Source organism: Chryseobacterium gwangjuense (assembly GCF_021311115.1).
Lineage (GTDB): Bacteria > Bacteroidota > Bacteroidia > Flavobacteriales > Weeksellaceae > Chryseobacterium > Chryseobacterium gwangjuense.
This window is the reverse complement of the sequence record NZ_JAJTNP010000001.1, coordinates 627,245-644,339: the sequence shown is the minus strand read 5'-3', so window position 1 is coordinate 644,339 and position 17,095 is coordinate 627,245. Positions and strand designations below refer to the sequence as shown.

The 17,095-nt window shown below is 34.3% G+C and carries 23 protein-coding genes; 21 read left to right on the top strand and 2 right to left on the bottom strand.

Going from position 1 to position 17,095, the window contains the following annotated elements; all coding sequences use genetic code 11:
* Positions 1-86 precede the first annotated feature (86 nt).
* Complete coding sequence (locus tag LV842_RS02925; RefSeq protein ID WP_233109960.1) at positions 87-2,306, bottom strand: NADP-dependent isocitrate dehydrogenase; 2,220 nt, start codon at positions 2,304-2,306, stop codon at positions 87-89.
* A 169-nt stretch (positions 2,307-2,475) separates the two neighbouring features.
* On the opposite strand from LV842_RS02925, the gene tpx reads away from it, so the two are divergent.
* The 21 genes from tpx (at position 2,476) to LV842_RS02820 (ending at position 16,847) form a co-directional block, all read left to right on the top strand.
* Positions 2,476-2,976, top strand: a complete 501-nt coding sequence (tpx, locus tag LV842_RS02920; RefSeq protein ID WP_233109959.1) for a thiol peroxidase — start codon at positions 2,476-2,478, stop codon at positions 2,974-2,976.
* A 138-nt stretch (positions 2,977-3,114) separates the two neighbouring features.
* Complete coding sequence (locus LV842_RS02915; RefSeq protein ID WP_233109958.1) at positions 3,115-4,326, top strand: DUF763 domain-containing protein; 1,212 nt, start codon at positions 3,115-3,117, stop codon at positions 4,324-4,326.
* Positions 4,327-4,551: 225 nt separating this feature from the next.
* Positions 4,552-5,142, top strand: a complete 591-nt coding sequence (locus tag LV842_RS02910; RefSeq protein ID WP_233109957.1) for a Crp/Fnr family transcriptional regulator — start codon at positions 4,552-4,554, stop codon at positions 5,140-5,142.
* Positions 5,143-5,220: 78 nt separating this feature from the next.
* Positions 5,221-5,631: a VOC family protein gene (locus LV842_RS02905; protein ID WP_233109956.1), complete on the top strand. Its 411-nt coding sequence runs from the start codon at positions 5,221-5,223 to the stop codon at positions 5,629-5,631.
* 39 nt (positions 5,632-5,670) lie between these two features.
* Positions 5,671-6,078 carry a VOC family protein gene (locus LV842_RS02900; protein ID WP_233109955.1) on the top strand — a complete coding sequence of 136 codons (408 nt, stop codon included), beginning with the start codon at positions 5,671-5,673 and terminating at the stop codon, positions 6,076-6,078.
* Between the two features lie 148 nt (positions 6,079-6,226).
* Positions 6,227-6,679: a hypothetical protein gene (locus LV842_RS02895; protein WP_233109954.1), complete on the top strand. Its 453-nt coding sequence runs from the start codon at positions 6,227-6,229 to the stop codon at positions 6,677-6,679.
* A gap of 10 nt (positions 6,680-6,689) precedes the next feature.
* Complete coding sequence (locus LV842_RS02890; protein ID WP_233109953.1) at positions 6,690-7,130, top strand: SRPBCC family protein; 441 nt, start codon at positions 6,690-6,692, stop codon at positions 7,128-7,130.
* 23 nt (positions 7,131-7,153) lie between these two features.
* The gene (locus LV842_RS02885) at positions 7,154-7,678 is read left to right on the top strand and encodes a DinB family protein (RefSeq protein WP_233109952.1); all 525 of its coding nucleotides are present in this window, start codon (positions 7,154-7,156) and stop codon (positions 7,676-7,678) included.
* Between the two features lie 3 nt (positions 7,679-7,681).
* Complete coding sequence (locus LV842_RS02880; protein WP_233109951.1) at positions 7,682-8,458, top strand: alpha/beta fold hydrolase; 777 nt, start codon at positions 7,682-7,684, stop codon at positions 8,456-8,458.
* A gap of 36 nt (positions 8,459-8,494) precedes the next feature.
* Positions 8,495-8,926 carry a VOC family protein gene (locus LV842_RS02875; RefSeq protein WP_233109950.1) on the top strand — a complete coding sequence of 144 codons (432 nt, stop codon included), beginning with the start codon at positions 8,495-8,497 and terminating at the stop codon, positions 8,924-8,926.
* 82 nt (positions 8,927-9,008) lie between these two features.
* Positions 9,009-9,422 carry an SRPBCC family protein gene (locus LV842_RS02870; protein WP_233109949.1) on the top strand — a complete coding sequence of 138 codons (414 nt, stop codon included), beginning with the start codon at positions 9,009-9,011 and terminating at the stop codon, positions 9,420-9,422.
* 33 nt (positions 9,423-9,455) lie between these two features.
* Positions 9,456-9,698 (top strand): helix-hairpin-helix domain-containing protein, encoded by a 243-nt coding sequence (locus LV842_RS02865; RefSeq protein ID WP_233109948.1) that lies wholly within the window; start codon positions 9,456-9,458, stop codon positions 9,696-9,698.
* A gap of 100 nt (positions 9,699-9,798) precedes the next feature.
* A complete protein-coding gene (locus LV842_RS02860; RefSeq protein ID WP_233109947.1) occupies positions 9,799-10,665 on the top strand; it encodes a VOC family protein in 867 nt (288 codons plus the stop codon).
* Between the two features lie 101 nt (positions 10,666-10,766).
* Positions 10,767-11,195, top strand: coding sequence for an SRPBCC domain-containing protein (locus LV842_RS02855; RefSeq protein WP_233109946.1), 429 nt, complete (start codon positions 10,767-10,769; stop codon positions 11,193-11,195).
* Positions 11,196-11,212: 17 nt separating this feature from the next.
* Positions 11,213-11,665, top strand: coding sequence for an SRPBCC family protein (locus LV842_RS02850; protein ID WP_233109945.1), 453 nt, complete (start codon positions 11,213-11,215; stop codon positions 11,663-11,665).
* Positions 11,666-11,670: 5 nt separating this feature from the next.
* Positions 11,671-12,129, top strand: coding sequence for a DoxX family protein (locus tag LV842_RS02845; RefSeq protein WP_233109944.1), 459 nt, complete (start codon positions 11,671-11,673; stop codon positions 12,127-12,129).
* 168 nt (positions 12,130-12,297) lie between these two features.
* Positions 12,298-14,301, top strand: coding sequence for a S9 family peptidase (locus LV842_RS02840; protein ID WP_233109943.1), 2,004 nt, complete (start codon positions 12,298-12,300; stop codon positions 14,299-14,301).
* A gap of 204 nt (positions 14,302-14,505) precedes the next feature.
* A complete protein-coding gene (locus tag LV842_RS02835) occupies positions 14,506-15,060 on the top strand; it encodes an RNA polymerase sigma factor (protein WP_228424253.1) in 555 nt (184 codons plus the stop codon).
* 14 nt (positions 15,061-15,074) lie between these two features.
* Positions 15,075-15,416, top strand: coding sequence for a hypothetical protein (locus LV842_RS02830; RefSeq protein ID WP_233109942.1), 342 nt, complete (start codon positions 15,075-15,077; stop codon positions 15,414-15,416).
* A gap of 85 nt (positions 15,417-15,501) precedes the next feature.
* The gene (locus LV842_RS02825) at positions 15,502-15,774 is read left to right on the top strand and encodes a hypothetical protein (protein ID WP_233109941.1); all 273 of its coding nucleotides are present in this window, start codon (positions 15,502-15,504) and stop codon (positions 15,772-15,774) included.
* A gap of 422 nt (positions 15,775-16,196) precedes the next feature.
* Positions 16,197-16,847, top strand: a complete 651-nt coding sequence (locus tag LV842_RS02820; RefSeq protein ID WP_233109940.1) for a J domain-containing protein — start codon at positions 16,197-16,199, stop codon at positions 16,845-16,847.
* On the opposite strand, the gene LV842_RS02815 is transcribed toward LV842_RS02820, so the two are convergent.
* On the bottom strand, positions 16,844-16,999 hold the full coding sequence (locus LV842_RS02815; RefSeq protein WP_233109939.1) for a hypothetical protein: 156 nt from the start codon (positions 16,997-16,999) through the stop codon (positions 16,844-16,846). The two genes, LV842_RS02820 and LV842_RS02815, sit on opposite strands and share 4 nt — an antisense overlap.
* Between the last annotated feature and the right edge of the window lie 96 nt (positions 17,000-17,095).

Genomic DNA, 17,095 nt, shown 5'->3' with positions numbered 1-17,095 from the left:
GGTGGTAAAATAAATTAGCTACATCACTTTTCCAAACAAAAAAAGCCCCTTAAAAAGGAGCTTTTCATTTATATAAAGATCAGAAATTAAATTCCGTCGATGATTTCGTTTAAAACTGTACTTGGTCTCATCGCTGCATACGTTTTGTAAGCATCAGTTTTGTAGTAACCGTCAATGTTTTGAGGTTTTCCTTGAGCACCAATTAATTCAGCGTTAATCACTTCTTCATTTTCCTTCATTGCATCAGCAACAGGAGCGAACTGAGAAGCCAATTCTGCATCAGCAGTTTGGTTCGCCAACGCTTCAGCCCAATACATTGCCAAATAGAAGTGAGAACCTCTGTTATCGATTTGTCCTACTTTTCTTGCAGGAGATTTATCTGTAGCTAAGAATTTAGCATTTGCTTCATCTAAAGCATCCGCTAAAACCTGAGATTTTGTATTTCCTTGAGTTTGTGCCAAATGTTCTAAAGAAGCCTGAAGAGCTAAGAATTCACCTAAAGAATCCCATCTTAAATACCCTTCTTCAATGAACTGTTCAACGTGTTTTGGAGCAGAACCTCCCGCTCCTGTTTCAAATAAACCACCACCATTCATCAAAGGAACGATAGAAAGCATTTTCGCAGAAGTTCCAAGTTCAAGGATTGGGAAAAGATCCGTTAAATAATCTCTCAATACATTTCCTGAAACAGAAATAGTATCTTTTCCTTCTCTTGCTCTTTTCAACGTTTCAGTCATGGCATCTTTTACATCCATAATTCTGATGTCAAGCCCGTTTGTATCATGATCTGCAAGGTATTTCTCTACTTTTTTGATGATTTCTCTATCGTGCGCTCTTCCTTTGTCTAACCAGAAAATTGCAGGAGTATCAGATAATCTTGATCTGTTTACCGCTAATTTTACCCAGTCTTGGATTGGAGCATCTTTAGTCTGACACATTCTGAAAATATCACCCGCTTCAACTTTCTGAGAAAGAAGAACATTTCCGTTTTCGTCCTGAACTTCAATAGTTCCTTCTGCAGAAGCCTGGAAAGTTTTATCGTGAGAACCATATTCTTCAGCTTTTTGAGCCATCAAACCAACGTTAGGAACAGAACCCATTGTAGTAGGATCTAATTTTCCGTGAGCTTTCATGTCATCAATTACAGACTGATAGAAACCTGCATAAGAACGATCCGGAATGATACAAACCGTATCTTCTTCATTTCCGTCTTTGTTCCACATTTTTCCTCCGCCTCTTACCAAAGCAGCCATAGATGCGTCAACGATAATATCAGAAGGAACGTGGAAATTGGTAATTCCTTTGTCAGAATTTACCATTGCCACTCTTGGTCCGTTTGCCAAAGCTGTTTCAATATCCGTTTTAATATCCGCTTCCTGTGCATTTCCTTTGATTTTGTCGAAAAGATCTGCAAGACCGTTGTTTGGATTAATATCTAAAGATTTGAATGTTTCAGCATATTTAGTGAAAACCTCTTTGAAGAAAGTTTCTACGATCGCTCCAAAAATAATTGGATCAGAGATTTTCATCATCGTAGCTTTAAGGTGAGCAGAAAGAAGAACGTTTCTGTTTTTAGCCTCATCAATTGCTTGCTGAACGAAAGCTCTCAAAGCGTTTAAGTTCATTACAGAAGAATCAATTACTTCTCCAGCTTGAAGACCGGCGAAATCTTTCAATTGAGTTTCAGAACCGTCATTTCCTTTGAAAACGATTTTATATTTTGTAGCATTCTCAAGAGTGGTTGAAGTTTCTGTTCCGTAGAAATCTCCGTTGTCCATATGAGCAACGTCAGTTTTACTGTCAGAAGCCCAATCTCCCATTCTGTGAGGGTTTGCTTTTGCATAATTTTTAACAGCTTTCGGAGCACGTCTGTCAGAATTTCCTTCTCTTAACACAGGGTTTACAGCACTTCCTAAAACTTTAGCATATTTAGCTTTAATCGCTTTTTCCTCATCATTTTTAGGTTCTGCAGGATAATTTGGAACTGCAAATCCTTTAGCCTGTAATTCAGCGATAGCCGCATCTAATTGAGGGGCAGAAGCTGAAATGTTTGGTAACTTAATGATATTTGCATCAGGTTGAGTTGCCAATTGACCTAACTCAGCCAAAGCATCACCGATTTTTTGGTCATCTTTCAAAAATTCAGGGAAGTTTGCTAAAATTCTTCCTGCCAAAGAAATATCCGGAACTGCGATCTCAATGTTTGCCGATTTTGTAAAAGCTTTTACAATCGGTAAAAAAGAGTGTGTTGCCAACATTGGAGCCTCATCCGTAAGGGTGTAATAGATTTTTGATTTGTCTGACATTATACTGTAATTTATTATTTAATTTTTAAAGACCCACAAATTTAGTTAAAAATTAATTTTTTAGGTCTATCCCTCAATAAGATTTTCCACTTTATGATTAATTTAACCTTGAATAAGATTAAAAAGCTCATCATTTTGATTAAATTTGAAAAACTTAAAAAATAAATATATGTCAACGACTATTACTTTAAAAGGAAATGAAATACACACAATAGGAGTGCTTCCGTCAGTAGGAACAACAATCAGAGATTTTGCTTTGGTAGATTCTGGATTAAATGTGAAGACTTTGGAAAACTTTGACGGAAAGAAAAAAGTGATCAATATTTTCCCTTCTATCGATACAGGAATTTGCGCAGCTTCTGCAAGAAAATTTAATGAAGAAGCTTCAAATTTAGAAAATACTGTTGTAATCAACGTTTCTAAAGATTTGCCTTTTGCATTGGCAAGATTTTGTGCAGCAGAAGGATTGAACAATGTGGAAACACTTTCAGACTTCAGAGGAAGCTTCGGTGATGATTATGAAGTAACCATTACTGACTCTCCAATGAAAGGTCTTTTGAGTCGTGCGGTAATCGTTACAGATGAAAATAATAAAATCGTCTATACAGAACAGGTTCCGGAAATTGTACATGAGCCTAATTATGAAGCGGCTTTAGCAGCATTAAAATAAGATACTAGAAATAAAAAATTCTATAAAAAAAGCCTTGCAGAAAATTTTTGCAAGGCTTTTTTACTGATGAAAAGTAAGGGTTTAAAAATGCTTACTCAAATCAATAAAAATTAAAAAGAATACGCCTACCTTTACAAGATGAAACGTTCCGGAACAGCAGATTTACCTCTACATTATGGCAAAGTACCACCTTGGCTGTATGAGCGCATGTCCATTCTCGGGCTTTCAATTGTTGAAGTTATTTTGATGGATTACGGTAAAGATGAAGTGCTTCGTCGATTGGCAGATCCGTTTTGGTTTCAAAGTTTTGGAGCTGTAATGGGAATGGATTGGCATTCTTCCGGAATTACAACTTCTGTAATGGGTGCTTTGAAGCGATCGATTAATCCGAATTTTCAGTCTCTCGGACTTTATATTTGTGGTGGAAAGGGCAAATTTTCGAGAGAAACTCCTTCAGAATTACTCCAAATTGCTGATAAAACAGGCTTAAACGGAAATGAGTTGGTAAAAGCCAGTAAACTTTCTGCAAAGGTTGATAATACGGCGATTCAGGATGGCTATCAATTGTATCTGCACAATTTTATTTTGTCTGATAACGGAAATTGGAGCGTAGTTCAGCAGGGAATGCACGAATCTGACGGAACGGCAAGACGCTATCACTGGCATTCTGAACATATTAAATCCTTTGTTGAAGAGCCTCACACGGGAATTAATGGAATTTCAAGAGGTCAGATTTTAAATTTAACAGCCTCTGAAGCTTCAGACAACCGGAAAGGAATTTTAGAAATTTCTCATACCGATTCTGCGGAAGTGATGAATGATTTTTCAAGATTAATTCTTCCTAATCATCACGATGTTCAGGCTTCCGATGTTGATCTGAAGCGTCTTGGAGCGCTTTTATACGTAACGAGAGAACAGCAGCCGCAAAATTTTGAAGATTTATTAATGCTGGAAGGAGTTGGTCCACGAACGATGCAATCTTTGGCTTTAGTAAGTGAAGTGATTCACGGAGCACCTTCGAGATTCAAAGATCCTGCAAGATTTTCTTTTGCTCATGGCGGAAAAGACGGTCATCCGTTTCCAGTTCCGACAAAAGTATATGACGAAAGTATCCAGATTCTGAGAACAGGAATTGAAAAATCCAAGCTCGGACATTCAGATAAATTAAAAACACTGAATAAACTTCATCAGATTATTGAAGCTACAGAAAAGGATTTTACTCCTGATTTTGATATTCAACAGGTTATTGAAGAAGAAAGGCAAAATTCATGGCGTTTCGGTGGAAAGACCGTTTTTGGAGATGCTCAGAAACCTTCTGCTCCCAAACCTATTCAGCTTTCTTTGTTTTAATTTTTTGAAGTTGAACGCATAAAATTTTAAAATATTCTTTTGTCGGAATGACAGTGTGTGATTGAATGTGTTTAATAATTTATAATTGATATAAATAGTTTACAGTATTCATATTTAATGGATTATATTTGATTGGCTTGTCGCATTTATTATTTCGTTTAATTTATTCTTCATCATCTCAGATAAAAATTCTAATTTTAAAAGCCTAAAAAAACATTGAACTTGATGAGCAACAAAGCCTTGGAAATCTGCTATGATTTCCCGTTTTTTCTACAGGAGGAGCTTGAAGAGATATTTCAGGCTCATGAAAAAGTATTTTTTCAGAAAGGGGATTTCATCTTGGAGGAAGGAAAAACGGCCAATGAATACTATATTTTGGAAAAAGGTTTGGTTCGCTCATTTGTCAATGATTTTAACGGAAACGAAGTGACCACTCATTTTTTTGTGGAAAATGAAGTGATTATAGAAGTGTCCTCATTATTTCAGAGAATTCCGACTCAGGAAAATATTGTTTGTATTACAGATTGTGAGTGCTGGAGATTTGATTTTGAAACCTTTCAGGAATTATTCCACAAAATTCCGAATCTCAGAGAATGGGGAAGAGCTTGGATGTCTCAACAGCTTTTCGTTTACAAACAACGTTCTGTAGAAATGTTTACTCTTTCTGCAACGAAGCGCTATCTTAATCTGCTGGAACAAAAACCTCACGTTATCCAATTTGCTCCTTTAAAACAAATTGCTTCCTATCTGGGTGTTACAGATACTTCTTTGAGCAGAATTCGTAAAGAATTGGTTTCCCACCCGAATAAAATTTAAATCTTGCCTTATGGCAAGTTGATTCTCATTGCGACTTGGTAATTTTGATTAAAAGTTTAACACTAAAAAAATTACAAAATGGAAATCAATCAAATTTATGTAAACCTTCCGGTAAAAGATGTTCAGAAAACGAGAGAATTCTGGACAAAATTAGGATTTTCGATTAACGAACAATTTTCCGACGAAAAAGCAATTTGTGTAATTATGAAAGAAGATCATATTTATACGATGTTTTTGAAAGAAGAATTTTTCCAGACGTTTACAGACAGACCTGTTGCAAATGCAGAGACTACTCAAACACTTCTTGCTATTGGAGCAAATAGTCGTGAAGAAGTTGATAATATGGTAAAAACAGCGACTGAAAACGGGGGTTCAATATACAGTGAACCGCGAGATCACGGTTGGATGTATCAAAATGCTTTTTCAGATTTAAATGGTCATCAATGGGAAGTCATGTTTGCAGATATGTCTAAGCTTCCGACAGAATAAATTTCAAAAATTAAAACAAAACTTAAAAAAAATTACAAAATGAAAATCAATCAAATTTATGTAAATCTTCCGGTAAAAGATATTCAGAAAACTAAGGAATTCTGGACAAATGTAGGGTTTCCTATCAACGAACAAATTACTGATGAAAAAGCCGTTTGTGTGATGATGAATGACAATATGCAGATCATGTTTTTAACGGAAGAATATTTTCAGACTTTTTCAGAAAGACCGGTTCCGAAAGGAGATACAACACAGGTTTTGGTAGCGATCGGTTTAGACAGTCGTGAGGAAGTAGACCAGATTGTGAATGCTGCTGTTGCCAACGGAGCTTACCAACATGAAGAACCACAGGATCATGGTTGGATGTATCAAAACTCTTTCTGGGATATTAACGGGCATGGATGGAATGTCATTTTTGCAGATCCTTCCCAAATACCTACAGAATAAATTATTCCTATTCAGAATTATTGAAAACACTCCCAAATTCCTATCCAATGTTGGGTGGCGAAAATTCAAAGAATTTTTGATGGGGTGGTTAAGACCTATAAGTTTAAAAAATCTCACAATAAGCGTAAAAACACCAAATCCAAAGAATATGAAAAACGATATTGAAATTATCAAAATCCAAATGTCTAGCAACTACAAAGTAATTTTGATGAATATTGAAGGAATTACCAACGAAGAAGCTATGATTTTTCCTAATGGTGAAGCCAATTGCATGAACTGGGTTTTAGGACATTTGATCCACATAAGAAATCCTTTGCTGAATATTTTAGGAGAAGAATCAGTTTGGGATAATGAAAAATTTTCATGCTATAATCGTGGCGAAATTCCACTAGAAAGAAAAGATGAATTTGTTTCTTTTGATGAACTTAAGTCTTACTTAAAACAATCTCAGGATAAGCTAGAATCAAAATTGAATACAATGGAGAGCTTTAGTCCTGAAGCAATTAAAGATGTTTCTATACTCAGCTTTCACGAAATTTATCACGGTGGACAATTAGGGTATGCAAGAAGAATTCTCGGAAAACCCGGTGCAATTAAATAAAAGAACAGTTATGGAAAATTCCTTTTTAATTCTTCACGATTTAGAAACTACAGCAACATTGGGAAATGTTTTTCAAATGGTTTCCGTTCCTGAATTTTTAAATGAATGGTGGACTCATAATTCTCAAGGAAAGCCAGAATTAGGTTCAGAATATATTTTTGAATTTTCAGAAGAATACAAATGGAAAGGAAAAATTACAAAACTGAATCCACCTTTTGAAATTGAATACCTAATCACTGAAGCCGATCAAGACTGGACGGGAACAAGCGTAGGGTTTATTTTAAAAGAAGTTCAAAACGGAACGAAAATTAGTTTTTACCATAAAGATTGGAAAATTGCCAACGAACATTTCAGACAAACTTCGTTCTGTTGGGCAATGTACTTAAGAATTCTGAAAAAAAATGTAGAAGAAGGGGTTCATATTCCTTATTCGGAAAGAGACAATTTTTAAAATAACGAAAAAAAATCAAACAAATGGATACATCAACATCAAGAAAATTAGACATTATAATTCCTGCTTACAGAGGACACAGCCAGACTTTTTTGCTGGTTCTTGACGGGATTTCCGAAGCAGATGCTTTAAAAAGAATTGAAGGAAGAACCAATCACATCATCTGGATGGTTGGGAATTTTCTGGATATGCGTTACGGATTAGGATTTGTTCTCGGGCTTACCGAAGAATTTAAGTATAAAGATTTTTTCTTTCGGGGAAAAGCTCTTGATGAAAGCTTAACATATCCGACTTTACAGGAATTAAAAGAAGAATTTCATAAAATTTCACCTCTGGTTTACCAAAGATTGTTGGAAGCAACGGACGAAGAACTGGATAAAGCTTTTCCGATGGGAATGAACATTGATTTTTTCCCGGAAACCGTTCTGAATTTTGTAGGAATGTGTATAGGTCGTGAAGATTATCTGTGCGGACAAATCGGTCTAATGCGCAGAATTCTGAACTACGAAGGAATGAAATATGACTTTGACAAAGATTTAAAATATTAAGGAATGAATCCTGTTGAAAAAGGATATAAGCAAGTTAACGGAATCAGGATGTATTATGAAATCTATGGTTCCGGAAAACCTTTGGTATTGATTCATGGAGGAGGATCTTCGTTGTTGTTTGACTATCAGGAAGTCATTTCCAGACTGGAAGGTCAATTTCAGTTAATTGGAATCGATTTACAAAATCACGGAATGACGGAGCATCGTGATATTCCTGAAACTTTCGAACAGGATGCTCATGATATCGCTGCTCTTTTGAAAGAAATTAATATAGAAAAAGCTTCATTTTGGGGTTTTAGTAATGGCGGAAGTACCGTAATGCAGATTGCTCATCTTTATCCCGAAATGGTTGAAAAACTTATTGTTGCATCGGCATTTTTTAAAAGAAGCGGTATGATGGATGGTTTTTTCGAAATCATGATGGAGGCAACATTAGATTCAATGCCGGAACCTTTGAAAATCAATTTTTTAAATTTAAATCCCGACTTTTCTGCACTTGAAAATATGTTTGATAAAGACAGTAAAAGAATGCAGACTTTTGAGGACTGGAGTGAAGATATTTTAAAAGGAATCAAAGCTCCGACTTTATTTATTTCAGGAGATAAAGATGTAATGAAACCTGAACACGTTGTTGAAATGTGGCGTTTGGTGGAAGGTTCTCAGCTGATGATTCTCCCAGCAACTCACGGTTCATATATGATGGCAGATTTTGGAGGAAATGTAGATAGAAAATTAATAGATTTCACAATAAACGAAGTTGAAAAATTTTTGAATCACTAAAAATTTAAATATAAAAACAATAAAAAAATAGAAATCATGGCTAAATTAAATCCGTACTTAAATTTTGATGGGAAAGCAGAAGAAGCTTTCAATTTTTACAAATCTGTTTTTGGAGGAGAGTTTCTGGGTGAAATTCACAAAATGGGAAATGCTCCCGGAACAGAAAATTTATCAGACGAAGAAAAAAACAGAGTCATGCATATTGCGCTTCCGATTGGCGGAGATTTGTTGATGGCATCAGATATTGTTCCGAGCTTCGGACAAAACCTGAATGTTGGAAATAATAATTATGTTTCAATTTTTCCTGAATCCAAAGATGAAGCTGACAGACTTTTCAAAGGGCTTTCAGAAGGCGGAAATGTAGAAATGCCGATTGAAGATCAATTTTGGGGTGACTATTTCGGTAGTTTCCAGGACAAATATGGTGTTCACTGGATGGTAAACTATAACGCAGAATACACGAAATAATCTTATCTTTAAAACTAAATTATATAAAAGGGTAACTGATCTTTAGTTGCCCTTTTTCCTCAATCACAAAAAATATAATAATATGGAACCTATTAAAATTGACATCACGATTTTAGCTCCTGTACAAAAGGTTTGGGACTATTATAACGGGCCGAAGCATATTACAAAATGGAATTTTGCACACGAATCCTGGCAATGCCCAAATTCTGAAAATGACTTAAGAGTAGGTGGAAAATTTAAAAACAGAATGGAAGCGAAAGACGGAAGTTTTGGATTTGATTTTGAAGGTATTTACGATGAAGTTGTTCCTGCTGAAAAACTAAAGTATCACATGGAAGATGGGCGAAACGTAGAAGTTGTTTTTGATAAAATTGATGAAAATACAACGAATGTTAAAATAAATTTCGATCCGGAAAAGCAAAACTCTGTGGAAATGCAAAGAGATGGATGGTATGCGATTTTGAATAACTTTCATAAATATGTAGAAAACCATTAAGAACTCTTTGAAATCATGATAAATTTGGTGATAATGGCAAAATCTTTAATTTCCATTTGTGCTGTTAATCATGTTGTTGAGAAAGGAAATTTTTTACAGGGTGTGATTGCTATGCCTGCAAGAAGAGCGTTGGAAAAAGAGAAAATAGACTCTTTGCAAAAGCTTTCTGACTATTCTGAATTAGAAATTATGCAGTTACACGGTTTCGGAAAGAATGCTATGGAAAAACTAAAAAATTATATGAAAGAAAATAACGTTTCTTTTAAAAATAATTAGAAATTAAATATTATTGTTTGCGATGGAAAAAAGAAGAGTTCTCAAAATATGATTGCTTCTTTTCATAGTAAACGATAAAAACCAACTTAAAATTTAAATTATGAATAACGATATTTTTCCATGTCTTTGGTATGATGGAGAAGCAAAAGAATCAGCTGAATTTTATTGTAATGTATTTGGCGGAAGAATTACAGCAGATACTCCTGTTGTGATGAATATTGAGATTTTTGGACAAAAATTGATGCTTTTAAATGGCGGACCACATTTCACGAAGAATGCTTCAGTTTCTTTTATGGTGATTTGTGATACAGAAGATGAAGTTCAGAAATACTGGGATCAATTACAGGAAGGAGGAATGGTTTTAATGCCTTTAGATGCTTATTCGTGGAGCAAAAAATATGGCTGGGTTCAGGACAAATACGGAGTAACCTGGCAGATTTTCTTGGGTGAAAAAGCCAGCGAACAAAAGATGGTTCCGACCTTAATGTTTATCCATGAAAACAATGGAAAAGCAATGGAAGCGATGGAATTGTATACGAAAACCTTCCCGAATTCTAAAATTGGAAATATTTTGAAATATGGAGAAGGAAGTGAAGGTCACCCAATTCCGGAACCTGCTGAAAATATTCAGCATGCACACTTTGAAATTGATGGTTATGATTTCTTCTGTATGGATAATTCTTACGATCATCAATTTGACTTTAATGAAGGAATTTCGATGGTGGTAATGACCGACGATCAGGAACAGACCGATAAATACTGGAATACCTTAACTTCCGATGGAGGAAGAGAAAGTATGTGTGGATGGCTGAAAGATAAATACGGTTTTAGCTGGCAGATTGTTCCTAAAAGATTGATTCAGTTAATGAGTGATCCGGATCAGACGAAAGCACAAAAAGTAGTACAGGCGATGATGAAAATGCAGAAAATCATCATTGCAGAGTTGGAAAATGCTTATAATTCTTAAAGATAATTCATTTTCATTTTTCGGCTTGTGGTTTGATGTGATGTTAAGATGGGCATGTTTACGAAAAGTGATTTTAAATTAATCTAAAAATGTTTGAAGTAATGGAAAAATTAGTTTTTGAAATACAGATCAATGCATCTCCTGAAAAAGTATGGAATGTACTTTGGGATGATATTTCGTATCGACAATGGACAACAGCTTTTACGGAAGGCTCTTTTTATCAGGGAACTTTAGAAGAGGGAAATACGATAAAATTCTTAGATCCAAACAACAACGGAATGTTTAGCCGGGTAGAAAAAAATATTCCGGGTAAAGAAATCAAATTTTTGCATCTTGGCGAAATTTATAATGGAGTAGAAGCCCCGCAAGATTGGGGTGAAGCAACAGAAGCTTATATTTTGGAAGAAAATGATGAAGGGACAAAACTGAAAAGTGAAATTCAGACACCGGAAGAGTTTAAAGGTTTTTTTGAAGAAAAATTTCCAAAGGCCATGCAAATTGTGAAACAACTTTCTGAAAATCAATTTTAATTAAAAAATCTGAAAATATGGAAACATTATCTTATGAAAAAATCATTGATGCTCCGAAGCAGAAGGTTTGGGACGTTCTTTGGAATGAGAAAACGTACGGTGAATGGACGAGATTTTTTAGTCCAGATCCTGATTCTGTTACCGTGATGAAATCAAACTGGAAAGTGGGCGGAAAAACGTATTTCCTAAACTCAGAAGGAGAGGGAATGGTTTCAACCATTGACAGTATTGAAGAACCGGATCAGATCATTTTTAAACATTTAGGAATGGTGGATAAAGAGGGAAATGAAGATACTCAAAGCAAAGAAGTGATGGAATGGAACGGGTGTTTTGAGAAATATATTTTAATAGATTTTGATGGCAAAACCAAACTTCATGCTGAGGTTCAGGTTGAAAAAGAATGGCGGGATCATATGAATACAGGGTTTATAAAAGGATTGGAAGTGGTGAAAAATCTTGCTGAAAATTAAAAAGTGTGAAATTATTAAGCATTCTTTTTGCAACATTTATTCTGGCTTTACTGGGAATAAAAATCGTTCAGGGAAACTGGAATTTTTTGTTCTCGGGAAATTTAGGAATGGCTGTGTTTATTATTTTCACAGGCTTTTCTCATTTTAAATTTCAGAAAGGAATGGCGATGATGATTCCCGATTTTATTCCTGCTAAAATGTTTTGGGTATACTTTACGGGAATTATTGAAATTGCAGCCGGAATAGGATTAATGATTCCTTCCATTCGAGAAATTACAGCTGTTTTATTGATTATTTTCTATGTATTGGTTTTTGTTGCCAATATCAATGCTTCAAAAAAGAGAATAAATATTTTCAAGGCTGATTACACTGGTCCGGGAATGAGCTATCTTTATAAAGAAAGAATTCTTATGCAGCTTATTTTAATAGTTTGGACCTGGTATTTTGGGATTTATTTGACTTAAAATTTAATGACAATTATAATATAAGGCCCGGAAATAATTATTTTCGGGTCTTTTTTTTCAAAATATTGTGAAAAAAATGTAACGTTTTTTGTAGTTTAAGTGTCTTATTAATAAATACTTATTTGTAAAAGTAAATGAAGACACAAAACCTAATCAAAAATATATGTTATGAACCTCAATCACAAAATTTTAACCACTGCTCATATTGTACTATCAACAATTATGATTAACGCACAAAGCTCGACGGCAAAATTACCGGGTGACCCGACTTTAGTATCTTCCAAGGTTACTTTAGACAAACTTATATCTTACGATAAAGGAAACTTTAAATATAAAGTTGAAGATTACTTTGCAAGACCCAAAGCTTCACAATTTAAAATTTCTCCGGACGGACAATACCTTTCTTACAAAGAAAAAGATAAGGACATGAAAAATCATGTCTATGTAAAAGATTTAAAATCTGGAAAAATAACAAAAGCACTTGTTGAAAAAGAAGATCTTATCAGAAGTTATGGCTGGCTCAATAAAAGCCGTCTTTTCTATACTCAGGATAAAGGAGGAAATGAAAATATTCATTTATATGCCGCAGATATTGATGGGAAAAATCTGAAAGATTTAACACCTTTCGAAGGAATTACTTTAGGGACTATAAGATTAATTAAAGATACTGATTATGTTGTTGTGACGATGAATAAGAACAACAAGCAGATTTTTGAGCCTTATAAAATCAATTTCAAGACCGGTGAAATCACTCAATTGTATGAAAATAAAGATGCTAAGAGCCCGATTGATGATTATCTTTTTGATAAAGACGGGAATCTGAGAGGGTATATTGTTCTTGAAAACGGCTTAACGACAAAAACATATTATAAAGATCAGCAGACCGGTAAGTTTAATCTTTTAAAATCAACAGATTGGAAAGATACCTTCAGTGTGATTGGTTTTAATTATAATTCTAAAAATAAAGATGAAGCTTATGTTGTGACAAATTTAGACAGTGATAAATCAAGAATTGTTTTATATGATCTAAAGAAAAATGCCATTATTAAAGAAGTTTATTCTAATCCCACCTTTGATGTAAGTTCAATAAGCCTGGCTGAAAAAAACAGGAATTATGAACTGGATTATATTAATTATAACGGAATTAAAGATGAGGTCATTCCTGTAAGTACATTTTATAAAGAAGTATATGCAAAGCTGAAATCAGAGTTCGGAGACAAACAATATTATGTAGTTTCTTCGGATGATAATGAAAATAAGTTGCTAGTTGTAGTCAGCAGCGATAAACTATACGGAAAATATTACGAGTATGACACAAAATCAAAAACGATAAAACTTCTTTTCGATCTTATGCCTCAACTAAAAGAAGAGGATATGGCAGAAATGAGACCGATTGAATTTAAAAGTCGTGATGGGCTGACGATTCATGGATATATTACGTTACCAAAAGCTGCTTTAGAAGGCAAAAAAGTTCCATTAGTGGTAAATCCTCATGGTGGTCCGCAAGGAATCAGAGATAGTTGGGGATTCAATCCTGAAACACAATTGTTTGCAAGCAGAGGATATGCGACTTTACAGGTGAATTTTAGAATTTCCGGAGGATATGGAAAAGAGTTTCAGGTTTCTGGATATAAACAGATCGGTAGGAAAGCAATGGATGATGTGGAAGATGGTGTAAAATATGCTATTCAACAAGGTTGGGTTGATAAAGATAAAGTCGCTATTTATGGTGGAAGTCATGGAGGTTATGCAACTTTGATGGGACTGATTAAAACACCGGATCTCTATTCTTGTGGAGTGGATTATGTCGGAGTTTCAAATATCTTCACCTTCTTCGATTCATTTCCTGAATATTGGAAGCCTTACAAAGAAATGGTAAAACAGATCTGGTATGATCTTGATAATCCTGAAGAAGCGAAAATTGCCAAAGAAGTTTCCCCAGTTTTCCAGATCGACAAAATTAAAAAACCATTATTTGTTGTTCAGGGTGCGAATGATCCAAGAGTTAATATCAACGAATCTGATCAGATTGTAAAAGCATTAAGAGGTAAAGGTTTTGAAGTTCCTTATATGGTAAAATATGATGAAGGACACGGATTTGGAAAAGAGCCTAACAGACTGGAATTCTATAAATCTATGCTTGGTTTCTTTGCAGAGAATTTTAATAAATAAAAACGAATATTTTTATAATTAATGAAACGGAGAGTAAATTTTTACTTTCCGTTTTTTATTTTAAGATTTCAATATAAAATGAACTGTTTTTAAATCCGATGAATAAAAGAAAAATTGAAATTCCGGAAAAATATTTTAAATTTATTAAAGTAAAACAAAAATTTCAATCGTCATAGCAATATGGAGGTTGTCGAAAAAATAGCAATGCCACAGAAGGAGAAGGAAAATATCATCTCGCAAACCGTTTCAAAGTACGGAGGAAAGCTGATGTCGTATATTCGTCCGAAAGTGAAAAATACGGAAGATGCGGAAGATATTCTGCAGGAAGTGTGGTATCAGTTCAGTAGTCTCACCAATTTGTCTGAGATTGTGAACGTTGGTGGTTGGTTGTACAGAGTTACAGCTAATAAAATCACAGACAAATACCGTAAAAAGAAAACCGAAAACTTAGAAGATTTCGTTTATGAAGATGAAGACGGTGACTTTTCAATCAAAGATATTTTATTGATGGATGAAAGTGCAGGACCGGAAGTGAAAATGTTTCAGGATGAAATTTGGAAAAAGCTGTTTGAAGCATTGGAAGAATTACCCGAAAAACAAAGGCTGGTTTACGTAGAAAACGAACTCAACGACAAAACACTCCAGGAAATCGCTGACGAACAAGGCGAAAATATTAAAACAATTATCAGTCGGAAAAACTATGCTGTAAAGCATTTGAGAAACAGATTGAGAAAATTATACGAAGATTTAAATAGTTAGTAAAAAAGAAAGGTATGAATCATAAACATAAAAAAGGGTGGATTTTTTTAATTCTGTGTCCCCCGTTGATTTTATTAGGTGTTACATGGATCGTCATGGCACTTTGGAATTGTCTCCTTCCTGAAATTTTAGGAGTGAAATCAATAACATATTGGCAGGCAATGGGTATATTGATTTTAAGTAAAATTCTTTTCGGAGGTTTCCATTTCGGAAAAGGAATGAAAGATTTCAAGGAAAGAAAAATGAGAGAGAAAATGATGCATTTGTCACCCGAAGAAAGAGAAAAATTCAAAGAAGTATGGAGAAGTAAATGTGAAGGCGGCTTCTTCAACAGACACAACAGAACAAACGAATAATTAAATTTTAGAAGTAGTAAAGTAAAATTAAAGATTGATTCGTCTATATAAAAAACAAAGTAGTAAAATTTAAAATTTTGAAAAAATGAAAAATTCAGTATTAAAAGGAGCTTTGGGTGCATTAGCTGTTACCGGAGTAGCCATGATCGCTAAAAAAGCCATCCAAAGAAAAAGATTTGTAAAAGGTATTTTTGAAGAATACGGAATCAAAGAAAAATCTCCTTTCGGATTAGCCGATAAAATTAGAGAAATGAATGAAGAAGAATATCAGGAGCTGAAAGGGAAATTTAAGAAAGAATTTGCTTCAAGATGTCATCATAGAGGCTTTGAAAGAAAAGAAAATATTGCGGAAGCATAATATAGAAAGTAGCTAAATTGAAATTGTTAATTCCGGCTCGGGAAGCTTCGCTTCCCGAGCCGGAATTTTTATATGTATGACCACCAACAGTCGAAAATTCCCCTCCACCGGAGGGGTGGCGAAAATTCGAGGAATTTTTGACGGGGTGGTTTTAAGTCGTATGAAGTAATTGCATTATACATATTAAACTACCCCGTCTTTTTTGCTTCGCAAAAATCCACCCCTTCTTTGAAGGGGAATTTTAGGGTGTTTTATTGAAAGAAAATACATTCAATCATTTCAAAGAAAAATTTTTATGAACTTGCATTAAAGATAGATTTTTCACTCCACTAACCTCTATCCAGAATGACAAAAAAATTAGAGTTAAAACAGATTGCTTCGTTTTGCTCGCAATGACAAAATCCTTATTTTTGTAGAGTTCAATGAAAGATTACTACTATTTTCTCGGGATTTCTCATGATGCTTCAGAAGAAGATATCAAGAAGGCTTATAGAAAATTATCCTTAAAATATCATCCTGATAAAAATGAAAACGATGATTTCTTTGCAGGCCGTTTTCGCGAAATTCAGGAAGCTTATGAGACCTTGAGCGATAAAAGCAGAAGATATTCTTATGATCAGAATTTAGAAAGTCATCAGAAAAGTTTCAGATATAATATTCCGCCTTCGATAAAGACTTTCACGGCCAATAAAATTCATGCAAAAAAAGGAGAGGAGATTATCATCAATTGGCAGACGCAAAATGCTGATGTGGTGAAAGTTTTACCTTTCGGATTGGAAAAACCTTATGGGGAAAGAGTTTTTAAGATCACGGAATTCAAAGACGGAAAATTCCAGATTTTGCTTCATGCAACGAATTCACTATTGCATAAAACGGCGGTTCAGGGGATTACCATTACCGAGGTTTTTGAAACTCCTACAGAAAAATTTAAAGATAAAGCGGAAGATTTATTCAAGCCACAACCAAGAACAGTTGCAAATCCGCATGGTCAACCAAAAATTATAAGAATAGTTGCTGGTATTCTGCTATTAATAGTAGCAATTTATTTTTTAGTAAAAAGTTTTAGCAATTAAGCCATTTTTTTCCTTCCGGGACACTTCTTACATCTTTTTCCTTTTTTGAATTTCTTACAGCAAGATTTCTTATCACCGCAATACATTTCTTCAGCAGTAAAAGAAAAGGCAGGAGCTAAAGGCGCTACTTTGAATGGGACAATCATATTCATGATGCAAATATATTAATTTAGAATAAATATAGATAATAAAATATGTTAAAATATTATTTTATTGATTTATAGATGTTTAATTGTTTTTAAATGTCC